At 61.2% G+C, this 19299-nt stretch carries 19 protein-coding genes; 12 read left to right on the forward strand and 7 right to left on the reverse strand.

The features are described 5' to 3' along the window. From RGQ15_RS17280 to RGQ15_RS17300, 5 genes are read left to right on the forward strand one after another with little or no spacing between them, the layout of a single operon-like run. Window positions 1–2037: an acetate--CoA ligase family protein gene (locus RGQ15_RS17280; protein ID WP_311161909.1), complete on the forward strand. Its 2037-nt coding sequence runs from the start codon at window positions 1–3 to the stop codon at window positions 2035–2037. Beyond that, window positions 2034–2819, forward strand: coding sequence for a carnitinyl-CoA dehydratase (locus RGQ15_RS17285; RefSeq protein ID WP_311161910.1), 786 nt, complete (start codon window positions 2034–2036; stop codon window positions 2817–2819). The genes RGQ15_RS17280 and RGQ15_RS17285 overlap by 4 nt, the downstream gene beginning before the upstream one ends. 16 nt (window positions 2820–2835) lie before the next feature. Further along, entirely contained in the window at window positions 2836–3759 is a 924-nt protein-coding gene (locus tag RGQ15_RS17290) for a BKACE family enzyme (RefSeq protein WP_311161912.1), read from the forward strand. Continuing rightward, the gene (locus RGQ15_RS17295) at window positions 3756–5180 is read left to right on the forward strand and encodes a carnitine 3-dehydrogenase (RefSeq protein ID WP_311161913.1); all 1425 of its coding nucleotides are present in this window, start codon (window positions 3756–3758) and stop codon (window positions 5178–5180) included. Before RGQ15_RS17290 ends, RGQ15_RS17295 begins: the two co-directional genes overlap by 4 nt. Window positions 5181–5235: 55 nt before the next feature. Beyond that, window positions 5236–5970, forward strand: a complete 735-nt coding sequence (locus RGQ15_RS17300) for a class II aldolase/adducin family protein (RefSeq protein WP_311162226.1) — start codon at window positions 5236–5238, stop codon at window positions 5968–5970. 35 nt (window positions 5971–6005) lie between these two features. On the opposite strand, the gene RGQ15_RS17305 is transcribed toward RGQ15_RS17300, so the two are convergent. Genes RGQ15_RS17305 through RGQ15_RS17315 form a run of 3 tightly spaced genes read right to left on the reverse strand, consistent with a single transcriptional unit; the run spans window position 6006 to window position 8816 of the window. After that, entirely contained in the window at window positions 6006–6959 is a 954-nt protein-coding gene (locus tag RGQ15_RS17305) for an NAD(P)-dependent oxidoreductase (RefSeq protein WP_311161915.1), read from the reverse strand. A gap of 28 nt (window positions 6960–6987) precedes the next feature. Next, the gene (locus RGQ15_RS17310; RefSeq protein ID WP_311161916.1) at window positions 6988–7836 is read right to left on the reverse strand and encodes a sugar phosphate isomerase/epimerase family protein; all 849 of its coding nucleotides are present in this window, start codon (window positions 7834–7836) and stop codon (window positions 6988–6990) included. Then, window positions 7833–8816, reverse strand: coding sequence for a fatty acid desaturase (locus RGQ15_RS17315; RefSeq protein WP_311161918.1), 984 nt, complete (start codon window positions 8814–8816; stop codon window positions 7833–7835). The genes RGQ15_RS17310 and RGQ15_RS17315 overlap by 4 nt, the downstream gene beginning before the upstream one ends. Before the next feature lie 95 nt (window positions 8817–8911). On the opposite strand from RGQ15_RS17315, the gene RGQ15_RS17320 reads away from it, so the two are divergent. Further along, on the forward strand, window positions 8912–9799 hold the full coding sequence (locus tag RGQ15_RS17320; RefSeq protein WP_311161919.1) for a LysR substrate-binding domain-containing protein: 888 nt from the start codon (window positions 8912–8914) through the stop codon (window positions 9797–9799). Window positions 9800–9826: 27 nt separating this feature from the next. Here the strand turns inward: RGQ15_RS17320 and RGQ15_RS17325 are convergent, their stop codons facing one another. Both RGQ15_RS17325 and RGQ15_RS17330 read right to left on the reverse strand, forming a co-directional pair. Then, window positions 9827–11050: a pyridoxal phosphate-dependent aminotransferase gene (locus RGQ15_RS17325; RefSeq protein ID WP_311161921.1), complete on the reverse strand. Its 1224-nt coding sequence runs from the start codon at window positions 11048–11050 to the stop codon at window positions 9827–9829. A 2-nt stretch (window positions 11051–11052) separates the two neighbouring features. After that, on the reverse strand, window positions 11053–11691 hold the full coding sequence (locus tag RGQ15_RS17330; RefSeq protein WP_311161922.1) for a TetR/AcrR family transcriptional regulator: 639 nt from the start codon (window positions 11689–11691) through the stop codon (window positions 11053–11055). A gap of 304 nt (window positions 11692–11995) precedes the next feature. Between RGQ15_RS17330 and RGQ15_RS17335 the strand changes: the two genes are divergently transcribed. The 6 genes from RGQ15_RS17335 to RGQ15_RS17360 all read left to right on the forward strand — a co-directional run bounded on the left by RGQ15_RS17335 (window position 11996) and on the right by RGQ15_RS17360 (window position 17320). After that, window positions 11996–12769: an ABC transporter ATP-binding protein gene (locus RGQ15_RS17335; protein ID WP_311161923.1), complete on the forward strand. Its 774-nt coding sequence runs from the start codon at window positions 11996–11998 to the stop codon at window positions 12767–12769. A 46-nt stretch (window positions 12770–12815) separates the two neighbouring features. Continuing rightward, a complete protein-coding gene (locus tag RGQ15_RS17340; RefSeq protein WP_311161925.1) occupies window positions 12816–13592 on the forward strand; it encodes a transporter substrate-binding domain-containing protein in 777 nt (258 codons plus the stop codon). A gap of 74 nt (window positions 13593–13666) precedes the next feature. Then, window positions 13667–14386 carry an ABC transporter permease gene (locus tag RGQ15_RS17345; protein ID WP_311161926.1) on the forward strand — a complete coding sequence of 240 codons (720 nt, stop codon included), beginning with the start codon at window positions 13667–13669 and terminating at the stop codon, window positions 14384–14386. Beyond that, a complete protein-coding gene (locus RGQ15_RS17350; RefSeq protein WP_311161928.1) occupies window positions 14383–15210 on the forward strand; it encodes an ABC transporter permease subunit in 828 nt (275 codons plus the stop codon). The genes RGQ15_RS17345 and RGQ15_RS17350 overlap by 4 nt, the downstream gene beginning before the upstream one ends. Window position 15211: 1 nt before the next feature. Next, complete coding sequence (locus tag RGQ15_RS17355; protein WP_311161929.1) at window positions 15212–16384, forward strand: M20 aminoacylase family protein; 1173 nt, start codon at window positions 15212–15214, stop codon at window positions 16382–16384. Window positions 16385–16396: 12 nt separating this feature from the next. Beyond that, complete coding sequence (locus RGQ15_RS17360) at window positions 16397–17320, forward strand: DMT family transporter (RefSeq protein ID WP_311161930.1); 924 nt, start codon at window positions 16397–16399, stop codon at window positions 17318–17320. An 81-nt stretch (window positions 17321–17401) separates the two neighbouring features. On the opposite strand, the gene RGQ15_RS17365 is transcribed toward RGQ15_RS17360, so the two are convergent. Continuing rightward, complete coding sequence (locus RGQ15_RS17365) at window positions 17402–18301, reverse strand: hypothetical protein (RefSeq protein WP_311161931.1); 900 nt, start codon at window positions 18299–18301, stop codon at window positions 17402–17404. Next, a complete protein-coding gene (locus RGQ15_RS17370; RefSeq protein WP_311161932.1) occupies window positions 18291–19241 on the reverse strand; it encodes a glycosyltransferase family 8 protein in 951 nt (316 codons plus the stop codon). Before RGQ15_RS17370 ends, RGQ15_RS17365 begins: the two co-directional genes overlap by 11 nt. Window positions 19242–19299: the final 58 nt, after the last annotated feature.

Raw genomic sequence — 19299 nt, forward strand, 5'->3', positions numbered from 1 at the left:
ATGGAAAGCCTGCTTCGTCTTTTCAGCCCACAGGCCATCACGGTCGTCGGCGGTGGCGCATGGTGCGAGGCCGTGGTGCAACGCTGCATCGCAAGCGGATTTACCGGGCCGATCTGGCCTGTGCATCCCAATAAGCCCGCAATCGGGGGTGTTCCTGCCTTCCCTTCGCTTGCCGCGCTGCCGGGCGTGCCAGATGCGGCATTTGTCGGGGTCAACCGTGAACTCAGCATCGAGGTCTGCGCCGAACTCTCGGCGATGGGTTGCGGCGGCGCGGTCTGCTTCGCAGCTGGCTTCCGCGAGGCATCTGCCGAGCTTTCAGATGGTGCGGAACTGCAGCAACGCTTGGTCGAGGCGGCGGGCGACATGCGCATCCTCGGGCCGAACTGCTACGGTTTCGTCAATATGCTGGACGGCGTGTCGCTTTGGCCGGATGTCCACGGCCTAAGCCCGGTCGAACGTGGCGTGGCAGTGGTGGGCCAATCGTCGAACGTGCTCATCAACCTTACCATGCAGCGTCGTGGACTGCCGCTGGCCTGTGTCGTCGCGGCGGGCAATCAGGCGCAGTCCTCGATGGCCGAAATCGGCATGGCCTTGCTGGACGATCCACGGATAACCGCATTGGGGCTTCATATCGAAGGGCTGACCGACCTGCCGGCCTTCGAGGCGCTCGCCCGGCTTGCGGCCCGGCGTGGCAAACCTGTCGTCGCGCTCAAGGTCGGGCGGTCCGAACAGGCGATGGCGGCCGCGATCTCGCATACCGCTTCGCTGGCGGGGTCGGATGCCGGTGCGCGTGCCTTGTTCGAACGTCTGGGGATCGCGCAGGTCGACAGCCCGGCAGAGCTGATCGAAACCTTGAAGATCCTCCATGTCACCCGTGGTCTCAGCGATGCGCGGATCGTTTCGGCGTCCTGCTCGGGAGGGGAGGCGTCGATCATTGCCGATCTCGGCAAGATCATCGGGATCGAGTTCCCGGCGCTGAACCAAAGCCAACGCGACGGGCTGCGCGCCGCGCTTGGACCGAAGGTCGCATTGGCCAACCCGCTCGATTACAACACCTATATCTGGGGTGACGCGGCCGCGCTGACCGCGACCTTCACCGCGCTTATGGCGGGTGAGCAAGGCCTTGGCTGCGTGGTCCTAGACTATCCCCGCCCGGAAAGCTTCGAAGCGCCTAGCTGGGATATGGCGGTCGATGCCGTCATCGCCGCAAGCCGCGCTTCAGGCAAGCCGATGGCGATCATCTCGCTTCTTGCCGAGAACATGCCCGAGGCGGTCGCGCGAAGATTGATGGAAGCCGGTGTCATCCCGCTTTGCGGCATGTGGGACGCAGTCCGCGCGATCAGGGCAGCGGCCGGGATCGGCAAGGCGGCCTCGGCGCCCATTCTTCTGCCCGGTGTTCCCGCTGCCAAGGCGAGGATGATCGGCGAGGCAGAGGCCAAGGGACTGCTTTCGGCTGCCGGCGTTCCCGTGCCCCGCGCCCTGCGCGCCGGTTGCGCCGATGAGGCGGCGGAGCTTGCGACCAAGATCGGCTTTCCGGTCGTGCTCAAGGGCGAAGGGATCGCCCACAAGACCGAGGCGGGCGCAGTCGCGCTCAACCTGAGCGATGCCGAGGCGGTGCGGATCGCGGCACTTGCCATGCCCACTTCCTCGTTCCTGGTCGAGGAAATGGTCACGGGCGCCGTTGCCGAACTGTTGATCGGCGTGCTGCGTGATCCTGCACATGGCTTTGTCCTGACGCTGGGCCCGGGGGGAGTTCTGACCGAACTCATCCATGACAGCGCGTCCATGCTGATACCGGCATCGCGTGAGGATGTCCGCTCGGCGCTGGACCGGCTGCGGATCGCGCCCATGCTGCGAGGCTATCGCGGCAAGCCGGCGGCCGCGCTGGATACTGTCGTCGATGCGGTGATGGCGGTTCAGGATTATGTCGTTGCGCATGCCGCGCATCTCGAGGAACTCGAGATCAATCCGCTGATTTGCACCACGGCAGGTGTCATCGCGGCCGACGCACTATTCAGAATAGGAGAACAGCAATGACGGAATCCCCCATCAGTATCGAACGGCGGGGCGCCGTCCTCGAGGTCACGCTCGATCGGCCAAAGGCGAATGCGATCGACCTCAAGACAAGCCGCGAACTGGGCGAGATCTTCACCGATTTCCGCGATGATCCCACGCTGCGCGTGGCTATCATCACCGGCGCGGGCACGAAATTCTTTTGCGCTGGCTGGGATCTCAAGGCAGCGGCGTCTGGCGATGCGGTCGATGGCGATTACGGCAAGGGCGGTTTCGGCGGGTTGCAGGAATTGCGCGATCTGAACAAACCCGTGATCGCCGCCGTGAACGGAATATGCTGTGGTGGCGGGCTCGAGCTTGCGATCAGCGCAGATATCATCCTGGCCGCCGACCATGCGACATTCGCCCTGCCCGAGATCCGCTCGGGGACGGTGGCTGATGCAGCTTCGATCAGGTTGCCCAAACGCATTCCCTATCACATCGCGATGGAGATGCTGCTGACTGGACGCTGGTTCGACGCGGATGAGGCGCATCGCTGGGGTTTGGTCAACCGCATCCTGTCGTCGGATGAGCTGATGGAAGCGGCGCGTGCGCTGGCCGATGACCTCGCATCGGGGCCGCCGCTGGTATTTGCCGCACTCAAGGAAATCGTGCGCGAGGCCGAGGACATGAAATTCCAGGATGCGATGAACCGCATCACCAAGAGCCAGCTTGCGACCGTCGAAAGACTCTATCGCTCGGAAGATCAGCTGGAAGGCGCCCGCGCTTTTGCCGAGAAACGCGATCCGGTCTGGAAGGGCCGCTGAGACTGAAGGACCGACCATGCCGCTCACCATGAACCGCGAGGTTTTCATCACCTGTGCCGTTACGGGTTCCGGGGGAACCCAGGACCGGTCCCCGCATGTTCCGCGCAGCCCGCGCGCGATTGCCGAGAGCGCGATCGCGGCGGCGAAGGCGGGCGCGGCGGTTGTGCATTGCCATGTGCGCGACCCCGAGACGGGCAAGCCCTCGCGCCGGCTCGACCTTTATCGCGAGGTGACCGATCGGATCCGCGATGCCGAGGTCGACGTGGTGCTGAACCTGACCGCGGGCATGGGGGGTGACCTGGTTCTGGGCCCGCCCGAGGCGCCGCTGCCCTTCAACGCGGCTGGCACGGACATGGTGGGCGCGAATGCGCGCATGGCCCATGTCGCCGAATGCCTGCCCGAGATCTGCACGCTGGATTGCGGCACGATGAACTTCGCCGAGGCGGATTACGTCATGACCAACACGCCCGGCATGCTGCGCGCGATGGGCGGCATGATGACGGCGCTTGGCGTCAAGCCCGAGATCGAGGCCTTCGACACCGGGCATCTGTGGTTTGCCAAGCAGCTTGTCGCCGAGGGCGTGCTGACCGGCCCGGCTCTGGTGCAGCTTTGCATGGGGGTGCCGTGGGGGGCGCCCAATGACCTCAATACCTTCCTTGCGATGGTGAATGCGGTGCCCTCGGACTGGAACTGGTCGGCCTTCAGCCTGGGCCGGGACCAGATGGCCTATGTCTCGGCCGCGGTTCTGGCCGGGGGCAATGTGCGGGTCGGGCTCGAGGACAACCTGTGGCTCGGCAAGGGCCAGCTTGCGACCAATGCGCAGCTGGTCGACCGCGCGGTGACGATCATCGAAAGCATGGGGGCGCGGGTGATCGGCCCCGATGCGGTGCGCGAAAGGCTGGGCCTGGTGAAGCGGGCGCCGGTGGGGGTGATGGCATGAGCAAGGCTGCGATCATTGGCGGCGGCGTCATCGGCGGCGGCTGGGCGGCGCGGTTCCTGCTGAACGGCTGGGACGTGGCGGTCTGTGACCCCGATCCCGAGGCCGGGCGCAAGATCGGCGAGGTGCTGGCCAATGCCCGCCGCTCGCTGCCCGCGCTTTACGACCGCGCCCTGCCCCCCGAGGGCAAGCTGAGCTTCCACACAGACCTCGCCGAAGCCGTCACAGGCGCAAGATGGGTCCAGGAAAGCGTGCCGGAACGGTTGGAGATCAAGCATCAGACCTATCGGGAAATTGCGACCATCGCGCCGGGCGGGATCATCGGCTCATCGACATCGGGTTTCAAGGCAAGCGAACTTGCCATCGACGAGGCAGAGGTTGTCGTCGTCCATCCGTTCAATCCCGTCTACCTGCTGCCGCTGGTCGAACTCAGCGGACCGGCCGAGCCCTGCGAAAGGGCAGCCGCGATCCTGCGCGGCATCGGCATGCGTCCGTTGACGCTTCGCAAGGAAATCGACGCCTTCATCGTCAACCGGTTTCAGGAATGCGTCTGGCGCGAGGCGCTCTGGATGATCCGCGACGACGTCGCCACCACCGCCGAGATCGACGACGCGATCCGGCTGAGTTTCGGTCTGCGCTGGGGCCAGATGGGCCTGTTCGAAACCTACCGCATCGCCGGAGGCGAGGCGGGGTTCGACAGCTATCTGCGCCAGTTCGGCCCGTCGCTTTCCTGGCCCTGGAGCAAGCTGACCGATGTTCCGGAACTGGACGAGAAGCTGGTTGCAGCGATCTGCGCGCAATCGGACGAACAATCGGGCAGCCTTAGCATCCGCGAACTCGAGCGACTGCGCGACGACAATCTCGTCGGCTTCATCAGGGCGTTGCGGCATAGCAGGATGGCTGCCGGTCTGACGGTTCTCGAGCATGAGGCCGGTCTTCCCGAGGGCGGCGAGCATGAAGGGCTGCCGATCACGTCGCAGCGGCAAGTGCCAGTTGGCTGGACCGATTACAACGGTCACATGAACGAGGCGCACTACCTCGAGGCCGGAAGCTGGGCGACCGACGGGTTGATGCGCATGATCGGTGTGGATGCTGCCTATATCGAGGGCGGTCACAGCTTCTTCACGGTCGATACGCGCCTGCGCTACTTGGCCGAGGTTCATGCCGGCGATAGGTTGACCATCACGACGCAGGTGCTGGCTGCGGAAGGAAAGAAGATGCTGCTGTTCCATCGGATCTGGCGCGGTGACGGAACGCTCGCTGCAACCATCGAGACGTTGCAGGTCCATACCGATCTTTCGACGCGTCGCAGCAGTCTGCCCGATCCGGCCGTCGCGGCAGAGCTTTCAAAACTCGTTGCTGCGCACCGCGGTTTTCCGGTCGAGGGTGTGGCGATTGGCTTCAGCCCGGCGGCCGTTCATTGACGACCCCATTGGGGGAAAGGAAAACAGGATGAATCTGTCATCACCCAATCCGATCATGTCGGATGCCGAACGCCAGACCCGCGAGGAGTTGGCGGCCTGCTACCGGCTGGCCGCGAAGCACCGTTTTACCGACCTGATCTATACCCATATCACCGCAAGGGTGCCGGGTGAGGACGGTCATTTCCTGATCAACCCCTATGGCTGGCGCTGGGAGGAAATCACGGCCTCGTCCCTGGTCAAGATCGACACCGAGGGGCGCAAGGTGGATGGCAGCCCGCACCGCGTGAACCCGGCAGGCTTCACCATCCATTCCGCACTGCACATCAATTGTCATGACGCCGCGTGGATCATGCATACCCATACGCGTGCCGGGGTGGCGGTTTCCTGCATGGAAGAGGGGCTCCTGCCGCTCAACCAGATCGCGCTGCAGTTCTATGACCGTATCGCCTATCACGATTTCGAAGGCATCGCGCTGGATCTGGCGGAGCGCGAACGGATCGTGTCGGATCTGGGCAGAAAACCGGTGATGGTGCTGCGCAATCACGGCCTTATTGCCACGGGACGCAGCGCCGCCGAGATGTTCAACAACATGTTCTACCTTGAACGTGCCTGCGAGATCCAGATCGCGGCACTGTCCACCGGTCGTCCGCTTCGACCGGTCGAGGAGGATATCGCCCGCCATGTCGTGGACCAGTATGCACAGATGAATTTCGATGATGGCGATCTCTTGCTGGAATGGGAGGCCCATCTGCGCAGCATCGAGAACAAGGGCGCGGATTACCGCGCGTGACACGCTGCGCGGCCCTCGGCCGCGCCGTTGCGGTTTCAGTAACCTCGCACCCGATCGATGGCGAAGCTGAGCGGCAACCCGTCCCGCAATTCTTGGGCCGAGCAGAGAATTTGCTCGGCCACCACCCGCGGGGTTGCGGTGCTGGCGACATGCGGTGTCAGGCGAAGACGGGGTTCCGACCAGAAAGGGTGATCCGTAGCCAGGGGCTCGCTGCGGAAGACGTCGAGCGTAGCGCCGGAAAGCTGGCCCGCTTCGAGCGCGGCGATCAGATCGGCCTCGGGCATGTGCTCTCCCCTGCCGATCTGGATCAGATGCCCGCCCCGGGCCATCTGATCGAAAATCCGTCGGTCCAGGATGTCACGCGTCTCGTTTGTCAGGGGCAGGACATTGACGAGGTAGTCTGCGCCGCTTGCTGCCTGCAATATGCTGTTGGGTCCAGAGTGATACTTCACGCCCGAAATCGGTGACTTTGGGGTCGAACGACAGGCAACCACGACCGAGAAGCCAAGGACATGAACTGCACGAACCACCGCTTCCCCCATGCTGCCGTGACCCAGAATGGCAACGCGCACTTCGCTTGGCGCGCGCAACGCGGGCGGGGCCCAGATTCGCTTTCGTGCATTCGCTTCCATCAGGGGGAAGTCACGCTCGAGATGCAGGATTTCATGGGCCACATATCCCGCCATCTGAAGGGCCTGATCGGGGTCGCGGACCCTGCAGACCGGCAGATCAGGGGGAAGTCCGGGGTGACCGAGAAGACTGTCGACGCCCGCGCCGACCGCCGCCGCGAACCCGAGATTGGGATAGGTGTCAAAGGTTCCCGGGCCGGGCTTCCAGCAGATGGCAAAGCGCACCTTTTCCGCATCCTCGATCTCGGACGGCCGGTCGATGCGGATGTCGCCGGACAGCTGGGCGAATGCGGCGCCGAATTCTTTCTTGAGATCGAAATCGGCGCTTAGATAGACGCCCTGCATTGGCTCGAAAGACACGGTATTTCCTTGTTTTTCCGCGCTCAGGCTAGCCCTGCATCTGTTCGAGTTCCAGCCAAATATCCTCGATCCAGCCCTTGATCCTGAGCGATTCCTCCCACCGGTTCGACATCTCGCGACCATCTGGACCGGTCATGGCATATTCTGGGGGGCCGAGCTCGCAAAGGAAGACGCAGTCACCAGACTGATTGCGCCGGGACCAGCCTTCCAGCCCCTCGCGCCACCAACCGCGGAACAATTCCACCCATTTCTGGTGCTGGGGGAAATCAAGCTGCAGCTGGATTTGCTGTCGCGAAGCAACACGGCCCTGGAAACTGTCCGAACGTGTCAGGATACGCGACATCAGGGCCTTGTCGTGATCCGAAAGCGGGAACCAGAATTCGCGGTCGACGACATAATGCGAAAGATCCGCGCACATCCGCATCTCGGGGATCGCGTCCAGCAGGACCAGCGTCGAGAAAAGGTCGTTGGTGATGCAGTTGCGGTGTGTTTCGAACAGGATCGGCATGCCTTCCTGTTCGGACATCTCGATCCAGGCGCGGATGACCGGGATCATCCCTTCGACCGTCAGGGGCATGACCTGTCCGATGACAACGACGAACGGAGCGCCCCAGTCCTTGGCCATCCGCAAATCTTCACGCAGTCCTTCGACTGTGGTCGGGAAGGACACGAGGAAGGCGCGCAACCCCGCTCGTGCCATCATCGGCTGGATCCGCTTCAGATCGTCCAGGCTGGTGGCGCCGCGATCCAGAGCCATGCCGGCGAAGCCGGCGCCCGCGACCATCTCGACCACTTGCTCATAGGGCAGCTTCACCCCGCTTGCATCATGCGGCTGCATCGCCCAGAGCGAGGTGAAGACACTGAGGCTACTGCTCATTCGGCGGCCACCCGGATGTGCCGACCGCCGCGGGTCGGGATGACCCAGACTTCGTTCATGGGATACTGGCTTTCGTCCTTGGCCATCAGCTTTCGGATCACCTCGATCTGGAATTCGATCCATCCCATGCGCCAGACTTCTCCGGCCTTGTCCTCGATCTTGTCGTTCAGCTTGTGCAGCTTCCAGAACGGGACCGAAGGGAAGGTATGATGCGCGGTGTGATAGGGCATCTGCCAGCACAGCCAACGGAACAGGGCATTCGTTCGGGTCGAGCGGGTGTTCTCGAAGATATCCTGTTCATGCGACAGGCCCAGGTGCTCGATCGTATTTTGCAGCTGGTGCACGGGTTTTGTCAGCACCATCGGCAGGATCCAGAAGCTGAGCCACCACCAGTTCCCGAGTGCGGCGGAGATCGCGATGATAGCAACATATAGCACAAGGTGGATGCGGCTTTCGCGGATCACCATCGTCTCTTGCTGGGGCTTGATATAGGGCTCGATGATGATCCCACGCGCACGCCGAACGATTCCCAGAACGCGGTTGCGCCAATAGGTGATCCCCGAGAGCCACAGCAGATATGTCGTCAGGGTATAGGGTTCGCGCACCAATTCGCCATCGCGTTCCCAGTCCTGCGTCCATTGGTGATGCGCGAAATGCATGACTTGGTCGTAATCGCGCGGGAACAGCATGACGAAGCCGATCATGCGGCCAAACACCTCGTTCAGCTTGCGTGTGGCGAAGACGGTGGAATGCGACAGTTCGTGCTGCCCGGCGTAAAGGAAGTTGATCAGAACGCCCAAAACGAATCCGGTCAGAAGAACCCACCATGTGCCCAGGGCCGATGCGTGGGCAAAGACCGCCAGAGCTATGGCGCCCAGATGTGAGCCGAGTTGCAGCCAGCCGCGCAGGTCCGATCTCTGGTTCAATTCCCGCAGCTCTTCGGGTTGCAGAAGTTTCCTGCGTGAGAAGCTCGCTTCCATGGGTCCATTCCTAGGGGTGCTTGATTTCATCAGGCTACCGGTGCATTAATTTCATGTCTAATGGCATTATTTCCAGTGAGTGATGAGATCTTTGCATGAATATGCCGCCCCTGTCTGCGCTCGAAGCGCTTGATGCCTTGGACCGTACGGGCTCGGTGGGCGAGGCGGCGCGCGCCTGTGCCCTGAGCCAGAGCGCGGTAAGCCACAAGCTTCGTGCGCTGGAAGCGCGGTTGGGGTTTGCCCTGACAGAGCCACGTGGACGCGGGGTGGTGCTGACCAGCCAGGGGCGACGGTATCTTGCGGCAGTGCGACCCGGGCTCGAGGCATTGCGCGAAGCGCATCGCGGCATCGGCCAGGCGCGCGGCAATCTTGAGGTGGGATGCGCTTCCGGCCTTGCTGCGACATGGCTCGCTCGGCGCTTGCAGGGTTTTCTGAACCGGTTTCCCGAAGTTGCGCTGAGCCTGCGCAGCCTGCCCCTCGGGGAACCGCAGCCAGGCTGCGACATTGCGCTGGCCTTCACCGACACTGCCCTGCCTGGAGCGGTTCACCTGCTAGACGTGCGGTTCTTCCCCGTTTGCTTTCCCGGCCTCATGCACCGCGCGGGAATTCCCGACCCATCGGATCTGCGACCCGAGATGCTGCTGCACCTTCAGAACCGGGGCGACTGGGCCGATTGGCTGCGGCTTGCAGGTGCAGATGGAAAGGCGGCCCAGGGTGGCGTGCGCTTCACCGGGCTGCTTGCGATGTATGCTGCGGCGGAAGCGGGCCTGGGTCTTTGCCTTGGGGACGGGCTGACCTGTGCGGATGCCCTGACGACCGGGCGTCTGATGCGGCCATATCCGCATGAAATCAATGTTGCCTCAGCCTATTGGGCCGTGCCGGGCGCGGGTGGATTGACCGCGCCGGCCGAGGCTTTCCTGATCTGGCTTCAGGCGGAAATGGCGGCATCGCTGCCATCCCCGGACGGCGATCCGCCGCCCTGATCGGCCGAAGCATGGTCGGCGGCCGGGTTACGCGGAATGCAGGGACTGCTCCGTCTCGTTGCGCCGGATTTCACCGCGTCCGGCAAGAACGCTGGCGAAATGCGCGATCCTGTCGCAGGCTTCCGCAAGGCGCTCATCCGGAACTGTCAGGCTGAGCCGGATGTAGCTTGCCGCTTCGACCCCGAACGAGGCACCGGGCATGACCGAGACAAGCTGCTCTTCAAGCAATCGGGAGGCGAACTCCTCTCCGCTGAGAGAGGTGCCGGCGACGTCGATCAGGATGAACATGCCGGCATCGGGCGTCAAAGGTTCAAGCCCTTCGACCCCGGCAAGCATTTCAACGACAAGGCCCGCCCTGCGACTATATTGTTCACACATCATGCGGGCCGTGGGCAGGTCGTTTGACAGGGCGAAGGCAGTCATGTCTGCGATGAAGGGCTGCCCGCCGAAAAGCATTGACTCGGACAGGGGCAAGAGCCGGTCGCAGAACTCTGTGGGTCCGATGGCCCAGCCGCTGCGGAAGCCGGGCGCGGCGTGGGATTTCGAGATTGACGACGTGACGATGGTTCGATCGGCGAGCTCTGGCAGATCGAATGGCGAGACGAACTCGCCATCGAAGACAAGCTGTTCGTAGACTTCGTCGGAAATGATCCAGAGATCATGCTTGCGGCAAATCTCACCGATGGCCGCAATCTCATCCCGGGATAAGACCGCGCCCGTCGGGTTGTGCGGGTTGTTCAGAAGCAAGGCCCGGCAATCCGCTGTGATCGCAGCCTCGAGATCCTCGGCCCTCAGGTGAAAGCGCTGATCCTTGCGCAATTTGACTGGGGCGACTTCGGCACCCGGCGCACGGATGACGGCTTCGTAGGTCGCGTAATAAGGGTCGGGCACAAGCACCTTGTCGCCGGCCTCGACCAAACCTGCAAGAACCACTGAAAGCGCGGTCTGCGTGCCCGGAAAGCAGAGGACATTGCCCCGCGAGACCTCTCGTCCCGAGCGGCGAGAATATTTCGCCGCCAACGCGTCTATGACGGAAGTCTCGCCACGACCGTTCGAATAGCGCACCCGGCCGTTTTGAAGGGCACGTTCGCACGCGTCGATCAGGCGGGGATCGGGCGGAAGATCGGGTTCGCCTATGGTCAGTTCGATGACCGGCAATCCTTGACCGGCCATCTCACGGCCCCGCATGTGCAGGGTCCATTTGCCCGAGCCAAGATCCTTCAGCCGCTCTGTCACTGATGCGTAACGCATTGTCATTCCTTCGTCTTGCTCAAGCGGGGTAGTTTGGTCTGCAAAAGTGCTTCGGTCGCCTCAAGCCCGATGGCGACGTAATCTTCGGGATGTTCGCCCGGATTCTGCAGGCAGCCTTCCAGCCACAGCCCGTCGAGAATGGCGTTGATGGCGATGGCTGCCCGAACGCATTGGGCATCGCTCGCCGTCCGCCCTTCGGCCTGCAGGATTGCCGCGACCATCGGCTCGATCGCGGTGCGATAGGGCAGGTGCCCTTCATCATGGATGCGCGCCATTTCCTGATCGACATTCACCTGGCTCATGAAAGCCGCCCAGAGCGACAATAGCCGGGGATCGGACACCTCCCCACCGATACTGGCCGCGACGAACCGTGCCAGCCGATCGTGCGGAGGAAGGTCGGATGCCTCGATCACATCGCGGCCCTTCCGGGTCAGCATTTCGACCGTTTCGCGATAGGCGGCGCGGATCATGTTTTCCTTGCTCATGAAGTGATGCCGGATAAGCCCGATGCTGACCCCTGCATAGGAGGCCACCGCGCGTACCGTGGTGCCCTGAATGCCGTGATCGGCGATGCAATCGAGCGTCGCCCGGATGAGCTCCGCACGACGGTCAAAATCCTGCATGCGCCGAAACGACTTCATTCCCGGTTCCCCATCGCCAGCAGCCCCGCGGATTCGGGGCCGGTCTATCCATTTTCCGCATTGCAAGCGGAGGCAAGTGCACTAGAGCTTGAAACAATACGATCGTTCAGTAAATATGCGATCGTATAGTTTTTGGGCATCACATCCGCGGTGATGGGCAAAATTCGTCCGGAGCCCGTCTTGGCGCGGTGATCGACGAAAAAACCAAGGAGGTTCCGAATTCTTTGTGCAAGCTAGCCTCCAAGGACGCCGTAAGGCGCAAATCCGCCCCTGCAAGCGGGGCAGTTCTGACCGGGAGAGGGATTTGACAGAGCCGAACTACGCCATCGAGGTGGCCGACCTGCACAAGAGGTTCGGAAAGCTGGAGGTCCTCAAGGGGATCTCGCTTCAGGCCCGCAAGGGCGAAGTGATCGCGATCATCGGCGGATCAGGATCGGGAAAATCCACCTTTCTGCGTTGCATCAACCTGCTTGAAATGCCGACATCGGGTCGGATCACGGTTCGCGGAGAAGAGATCGCGCTGAAACCGGAGCGCGGCAAGGACATGCGCGCGACGGATCGCAAGCAGGTCGAGCGCATCAGGTCGCGGCTTTCGATGGTCTTCCAGAACTTCTGCCTGTGGCAGCACCGCACAGTTCTGCAAAATGTCATCGAGGCGCCGATCCATGTTTTGGGTGTCCCCCGCGACGAAGCCGTTGCAGTGGCTGAAGACCTGCTTCGCCGGGTCGGGCTATTCGAGAAACGCGACATCTACCCGGCCTATCTGTCTGGCGGGCAGCAGCAGCGCGCGGCCATCGCGCGTGCTGTCGCGGTCAATCCCGAGGTGATGCTGTTTGACGAGCCAACCTCGGCATTGGACCCCGAACTGGTAGGCGAAGTGCTGAAGGTGATCGGCGACCTCGCGGGCGAAGACCGAACCATGATCCTCGTTACCCATGAAATGAAATTTGCCCGCAACGTGGCCGATCGGATCGTCTATTTCCATGGTGGCCAGATCGAAGAACAGGGCGCGCCCGATCAGATGTTCGAGGCGCCGCGTTCGGAAAGACTGCAGCGTTTCATCCGGGCGGCACACTGAGCCGACCGGGCACATCAAGAAGAAAACGACAACGACAGGGAATGACATGAAGAAAGCTTTTTCCATTCTGGCCGTCGCCGGATTTGCCGCGTTGACCGGTGCCGCGTCGGCACAAGCCGAACAGGTGAAGGTCGGCATCGCGGCCGAACCCTATCCCCCCTTCACCGTCCCGGATGCATCCGGCAACTGGAGCGGTTGGGAAATCGACTTCATCAATGCGGTTTGTGACGAAGCGAAGCTCGACTGCGTGGTGACGCCGGTGGCTTGGGATGGGATCATCCCCGCCTTGAACAGCGGCAAGATCGACATGATCATTGCCTCGATGTCGGTCACCGAAGAACGCAAGAAGACGATCGATTTCACCGACGGCTACTATCGTTCCAAGGCCATCGTCGCCGGGCTGAAGGACCTGACCTTTGATGCAACCCCCGCGACCCTGGCTGACAAGATCATGGGGGTGCAGGTCAGCACGATCCACATGGCCTATGCGCAAAAGCACTTCGCGCCGGCCGGCACCACATTGCGTGAATACCAGACTCAGGACGAAGCCAATGCGGATCTTGCCGCGGGTCGGATCGATGCCGTTCAGGCCGATGAGATCGCGTTGCGTGATTTTCTTGCCAGTGACGCCGGAAAGGCATGCTGTGATCTCAAGGGCACGGTCGAGTCCGATCCCGCAGTCATGGCCGAAGACGCCGCCATCGGTCTGCGCAAGTCCGATCCCGAATTGAAGGAAAGGCTGAACGCGGCAATCCATGCGATCCGGGAAAACGGGACCTATCTCGCGTTCAACAGCAAGTATTTCGACTTCGATATCTACTAAGTCGCGGGGTCTGGGCGGCACGGGGCAAGTTCTCGTGCCGCGTGACCCTGTGATCCACTGACGGGAAAATCAGGATGGGATCGATCGATTGGGGACTTCTGGCCCTTTCGCCTCCCGGTTGGGGCGGCGTGCTGCTGGCCGGATTTCTGCGTTCTATTGAAATCGCGCTCGGAGGATACTGTCTGGGGCTCGTGCTTGGCATCGGTGGTGCGATGGGCAAGCTTTACGGCAATGAACTCATCCGCGATCTGATGGAAACCTATACGACCGTCGTCAGGGCCGTGCCGGAGCTCGTGCTGATCCTGCTGCTTTATTACAGCGGCACGGACCTTCTGAACCGTCTGATGGCCTGGATGGGGCGGGAGGCGGTGGATATCTCGGGGCTCGCCGCCGGTATATTCGTCATCGGGATCGTGCAGGGGGCATATTCGACCGAGGTCATCCGTGCCGCGATCAAGGCCATAGCACCGGGGCAGATCGAAGCAGCCAGGGCCTTCGGAATGTCGCCGTTCAAGGTGATGCGGCGCGTCACATTGCCCGCGATGCTTCCCCATGCCATCCCCGGCCTTGCCAACCTGTGGCTGATCGCGACCAAGGATACGGCGCTTCTCGCGGTTGTCGGCTTCAGCGAATTGACGCTGGTCACCCGTCAGGCCGCAGGCGCCACCAAGCACTACTTGCTGTTCTTCCTGGCGGCGGGTGTCCTTTACCTGGGATTGACGCTCGTCTCCAACCTGCTGATAGGCCGGATCGAAAAACGGGCGCGCCGCGGGATCGCAGAGGCACGCGCATGACGCAAGCGGCATCGAACATGGTTCAAGACAGCGCCGGTGCCCCGGATGCGCAGCTTCACGTTTGGCTGAAACCGCACCGCATCGTGCTGATCGCCATAGGTCTCGGCATTCTGGCTGCGGCCGGGTGGTTCGGCGAATGGGATTGGCTCGCACAATATCGCGCCCAGCTTTGGCAGGGGCTGTGGGTGACCCTCGCGTTGCTGGCAAGCTCGGTGCTGATCGGATTTCTCTTCGCGGTCCCCATCGGGCTTGCGCAGGTCGTCGGACCCTGGTGGCTTTCCGGCCCGGCCCAGGCATTTTGCACGGTGATCCGGGGGACGCCGCTGCTCTTGCAGCTATGGTTGCTCTATTACGGTCTCGGGTCGCTTTTCCCGATGATCCCGGGCATCCGGGGAAGTTTTCTCTGGCCTTACCTGCGGGAAGCATGGCCCTATGGCGTCGCGTCGCTCGCGATTTCCTTCGCCGCCTACGAGGGCGAGGTGATGCGAGGTGCCTTCGCAGGCGTCCCGGCAGGAGAATTGCAGGCCGGGCGCGCCTTTGGAATGAGCCCGCTTAAGCTCTTTTGGCGGATCTGGCTGCCACGAGCCCTGCACCGCGCCCTGCCGGTCCTGAATGGCGAGACCGTCCTGCAGCTCAAATCCACCCCGCTTGTCGCCACGATCACCGTCGTCGACCTTTACGGTGTGATCTCGCGGGTTCGATCGGGAACCCTGCTCACCTATGAGCCATTGCTGCTGCTGGCCCTGATCTACCTTCTTCTGACCGCCATTCTCGTCTTGATATTCCGTTTCTTCGAAAATCGAATTCCGACCAGAGGTGTTTGAAATGAGGACTATTTCTCCGGCAGAAATTGCGGCCATCGACGAATTCGTGACCTTGCGGCGTGACCTGCACAGCCACCCCGAGCTTGGTCTCGAGGAACACCGCACAAGTGATATCGTTGCGCGAGAGCTTGCTTGCTATGGTTACAAGGTGGCTCGCGGCCTTTCGAAGACAGGGGTTGTCGGCACATTGGTCTGTGGTTCGGGCAATCGGGCAATCGCGCTGCGGGCCGACATGGACGCCTTGCCGATAACTGAGGAAACCGGGCTGCCCTACGCGAGCAGGTCCGCGGGGCTCATGCACGCCTGCGGTCATGACGGGCATACTGCGACGCTGCTCGCCGCCGCCCGCACCTTGGCTGAGCGTCGTAATTTCGATGGCACGCTGCATGTCATCTTTCAGCCCGCCGAAGAGAATTGGGGTGGAGCCAAGATCATGGTGGAGGAGGGGATCTTTCAGCAGTTTCCCTGTGACGCGGTTTTTGGCATGCATAATGAGCCCGCGTTGCCCTTCGGACAGTTCACGTTTCGTGACGGGCCGATCATGGCAGCGGTAGATGAGTGCTACATTCAGGTGATCGGGGAGGGCGGGCATGGCTCGACCCCCGAGTTCACCCGTGACCCTGTCGTGGCAGGGGCCTCGATCGTCATGGCCCTGCAATCGATCGTGTCGCGCAATATTGCCGCCATGGACCCCGCCGTGGTGACGGTCGCCGCCTTTCACAGCGGAACCGTCAGCAATATCATTCCCAGTAGCGCAGAGATCGTGGTCGGCATTCGCAGCTTCGATCGGGTCGTGCGTGACGAAATTGAACGGCGCATCAACCTGATTGCGAAGGCTCAGGCCGAAAGCTATGGCCTTTCGGCCAAGCTTCGCTACGTGCGCAGCTATGATCCCACGATCAACCACCCGGCCGAGACGGCCTTTGCCCGAGACCTTGCGCGCGAAATGTTCGGGGCAGAAAGGGCTGTCGATTTCGACCGACCAATGATGGGAAGCGAGGATTTCGCATATTTCCTGAACGAGCGTCCGGGCAGCTATTTCTTCCTCGGCACGGCGAAAGGGCCTGCCGATCCCGGGTTGCACCACCCGAAATTCGATTTCAACGACGATGCGCTGGCTGTCGGCGCGGCCTTCTGGGTCGCTCTCGCTGAGCGTTATCTGCAACGCGCCTGACCTGAACCGCTCATGACCGAGCTATCGCCGGGCTCTTCCATGATCGAAGAGCCAACACCGTTTCGCGGCATCCTCCTTTGCACCTCAGCCTACGGGCTTCTGTCGCTGCAGGACGCGGCGATGAAGTGGCTTGTCGACGAGCAATCGGTGACCGTTTCGCTGTTCTGGCGCAGTGCCTCCGTACTTCTCGTATGTCTCGTCCTGGGCCGGGGCGCGATGATAGGGGAAATCATGCGCTCTCAGGGCCGGGGATCGGTGGTCTTCCGGGCATTCGTTTCAATCATTGCCTGGATTCTTTACTATTCGGCCGCGCGCCATCTGGACCTTGCCGAAATGACCACACTTTATTTCTCGGCTCCCGTGATGGTGATCGTCCTCGCTGCAGTCGTGCTGAAGGAAAGGGCGAACCGCTTGCAATGGATGGCGGTCATGCTGGGGTTCATCGGAGTCGTCGTGGCCGCACGTCCCGATCGGATCTCCGAGCCGAGGGCAGCCGCGATGGTCCTGCTGGCCGCCATGCTTTGGGCTTACGGTTATATCCTGCTGCGACAACTGCAAGGCAGGATGACCGTAGGCAGTCAGGTGCTTTTGACGAATCTCGTTTTCGTCATAGTCACAGGGATCACGCTGCCGTGGCAGGGCGGGCTGCCGGGGGCAGATCAGATCGGGCTCATGGCTTTGGTGGGGCTCGTCGGCGGGTTGGGACAGTTCGCGCTTTTCGCCAGCTTCACCCGAACATCGGCGACGGTCCTTGCCCCGTTCGAATATACAGGGCTGATCTGGGCCTATCTGCTGTCGACTGCGATCTGGGGTGCGCCGCCCAGTCCATCTCTCATCGCAGGCGCCCTTTTCATCTCGGTCAGCGGAGTGTTGGGTATTTACGGGGCAAACCGATTGTCGCGGGCACGAAGGTCGCGACCGGCGCGAATGGACTGACGCGGATTTTCCGTCGGATGTTCAAGTAACAGACCGTCAGCCGAAGCGAAGCTTTCTTGTCGAACGCGAAGCTCGATCAGTTCAGATTTTTCCCGTTGGGGTCTGGTCGACTTCGCGGTCCGCCGCGGCGGTGCGTGCGATATGCTTCTGCTTTCGTGTCCGTGGCCGTATTTTTCTGAACTTGGAATCGATATATCTAAGCACCTTGGTAATGGACATAAGCCGGTCGATGACCGAGCTTAACCCCATCATGCGTTCGGATAAGATCTCGTCGGTGGTCAGCGCGACCGTCGCGGGCGAAAATTGCGGGAAATGTTCAGATATTTCCTGATAGGGGTTTTTGCGTGGGGCGTCGTGGATGAAAATCTTGCCATCACGGTAGAGCAATCGAATCAGAACCTGTTCGAAGGTCCAATCGTGTACGTCGAAGACCTTCCATTGTTCGCTTCGTTTCGCCGAGAACCCTGCCAGATGAATCGACGCCGGCAGATCCTGGCTCAGTAACCACATGCAAAGTCCAAACCCGGTGGTCGGAACCTTGTTTTCTGGATAATAGGCAGAAAGAAGCTTTCCGAGATGAAGGTGTTTTACCGGCGCCCCTTCGAACGCTTCCTTTGGGCTGAACCTTTCTTCCTGGCCTATCGCAATATTTAAAACACCCCGAAAATCACTCGAATCGAAAAAATCAAGGACTGTCGAGACTTCGCGGCGATGGACGATGTTGGCACCCATCATCCCGCTTCGGCAGACCAGCATCGCGGGCCGTGTGAAGGATGATCCAAGGATCTTGTAGACCTTGTTGAAAAAAACGAAAAGGGTCCCTTCCGGGAAGGATCTCGCAATCTGATCGACATTCGAATCATCGCTATTTGCGACCAGCACGATCTGGGAAAAGCCAGCGAACAGCTCCCGTGCGGCGCGGTCCAGCTCCGCTGAATTGGCGGGTTCGGTCTGGGCGGTTCCAGTCGCCTTAGCTTTCATCTTTCCACATCCCGCTCTGCCCGCCTTCCCGTATGAATTTCCGGACCATTGCCGATTTTCTTGCGCCTTCAAGCCGTTTTCCCGCATCGAGAAGAAAATCTTGAAAGTTTTTGAGGGAACCTTTTGTGGTTAGAGTGTTTTCCCATGGTGTGCCCTGCAGATAGCCTTCATATATACCGCGATAACCTCTGTGAATCCAGGCACTGTCCGGGCTCCAGGGCTTGCGGCGCCCGGTGAAATGCAGGATGGAGGGGTTTGAAATTTCGCGTAGGAAGCCGGTTTGCGCGTTCCATTTCGGATCAATCCGCAGCCAGTTTCCGTCGAGTGCCGCGTTCAGGGCATCCTGATCCAGAGCGCGATATCTGGCGTGGAAGTTTTCGACATTCCGTCGAGCGACCTCGAGCGTGCCGTTTTTCCGAACTTCAGACCAATCGAGCAGGATGACGCCGGAATTGAAGTAGGAACTTTTGGAACTTAGCCCTATTTCAGCGCGGCGCTTCTCGAGCTTTCGTTGAAAGGGTGCAATGTAATCGTCGACCGCTGCGGCCAGATTTCCACCCAGATCAAGACCCAAGAGCTTGTCCAGCGAACGAACTGCCAAGGTGTCGGCATCGAGATAGAGAAGGCGTTTGACATTGGGCAAGTCTACCTGATCAAGGAATAGTCGGATCAGTGCCGCCTGCGCCCATCGTCCTTTTGAAATTTTCGGAAGAACTTGTTTTTCTATGGGCAGGATGCGGATCTCAACGCCGTGATGAGAACAAAATAGACCAATGGCATTTTTATCGGTTTCAGTGATATCAAGTGCCACAAGATTCATCGATGCGGGTCGCGAGATATTCTGTCGGGCGGAAAGCAAGGCGCAGCAGCCAGCGGCAAGCATGTTGCGATCGGCACAGGTGACGATTGCAAAATCTCCTGCGGCTTTGGTGGTGTTCATCCTTGTGTCATCCCGGGAATTGGAGAATCTTCAATCGAAGAGTACAACCCCGAGGGGG

Origin of the sequence: Paracoccus sp. MBLB3053, assembly GCF_031822435.1 — a bacterium.
Lineage (GTDB): Bacteria > Pseudomonadota > Alphaproteobacteria > Rhodobacterales > Rhodobacteraceae > Paracoccus > Paracoccus aurantius.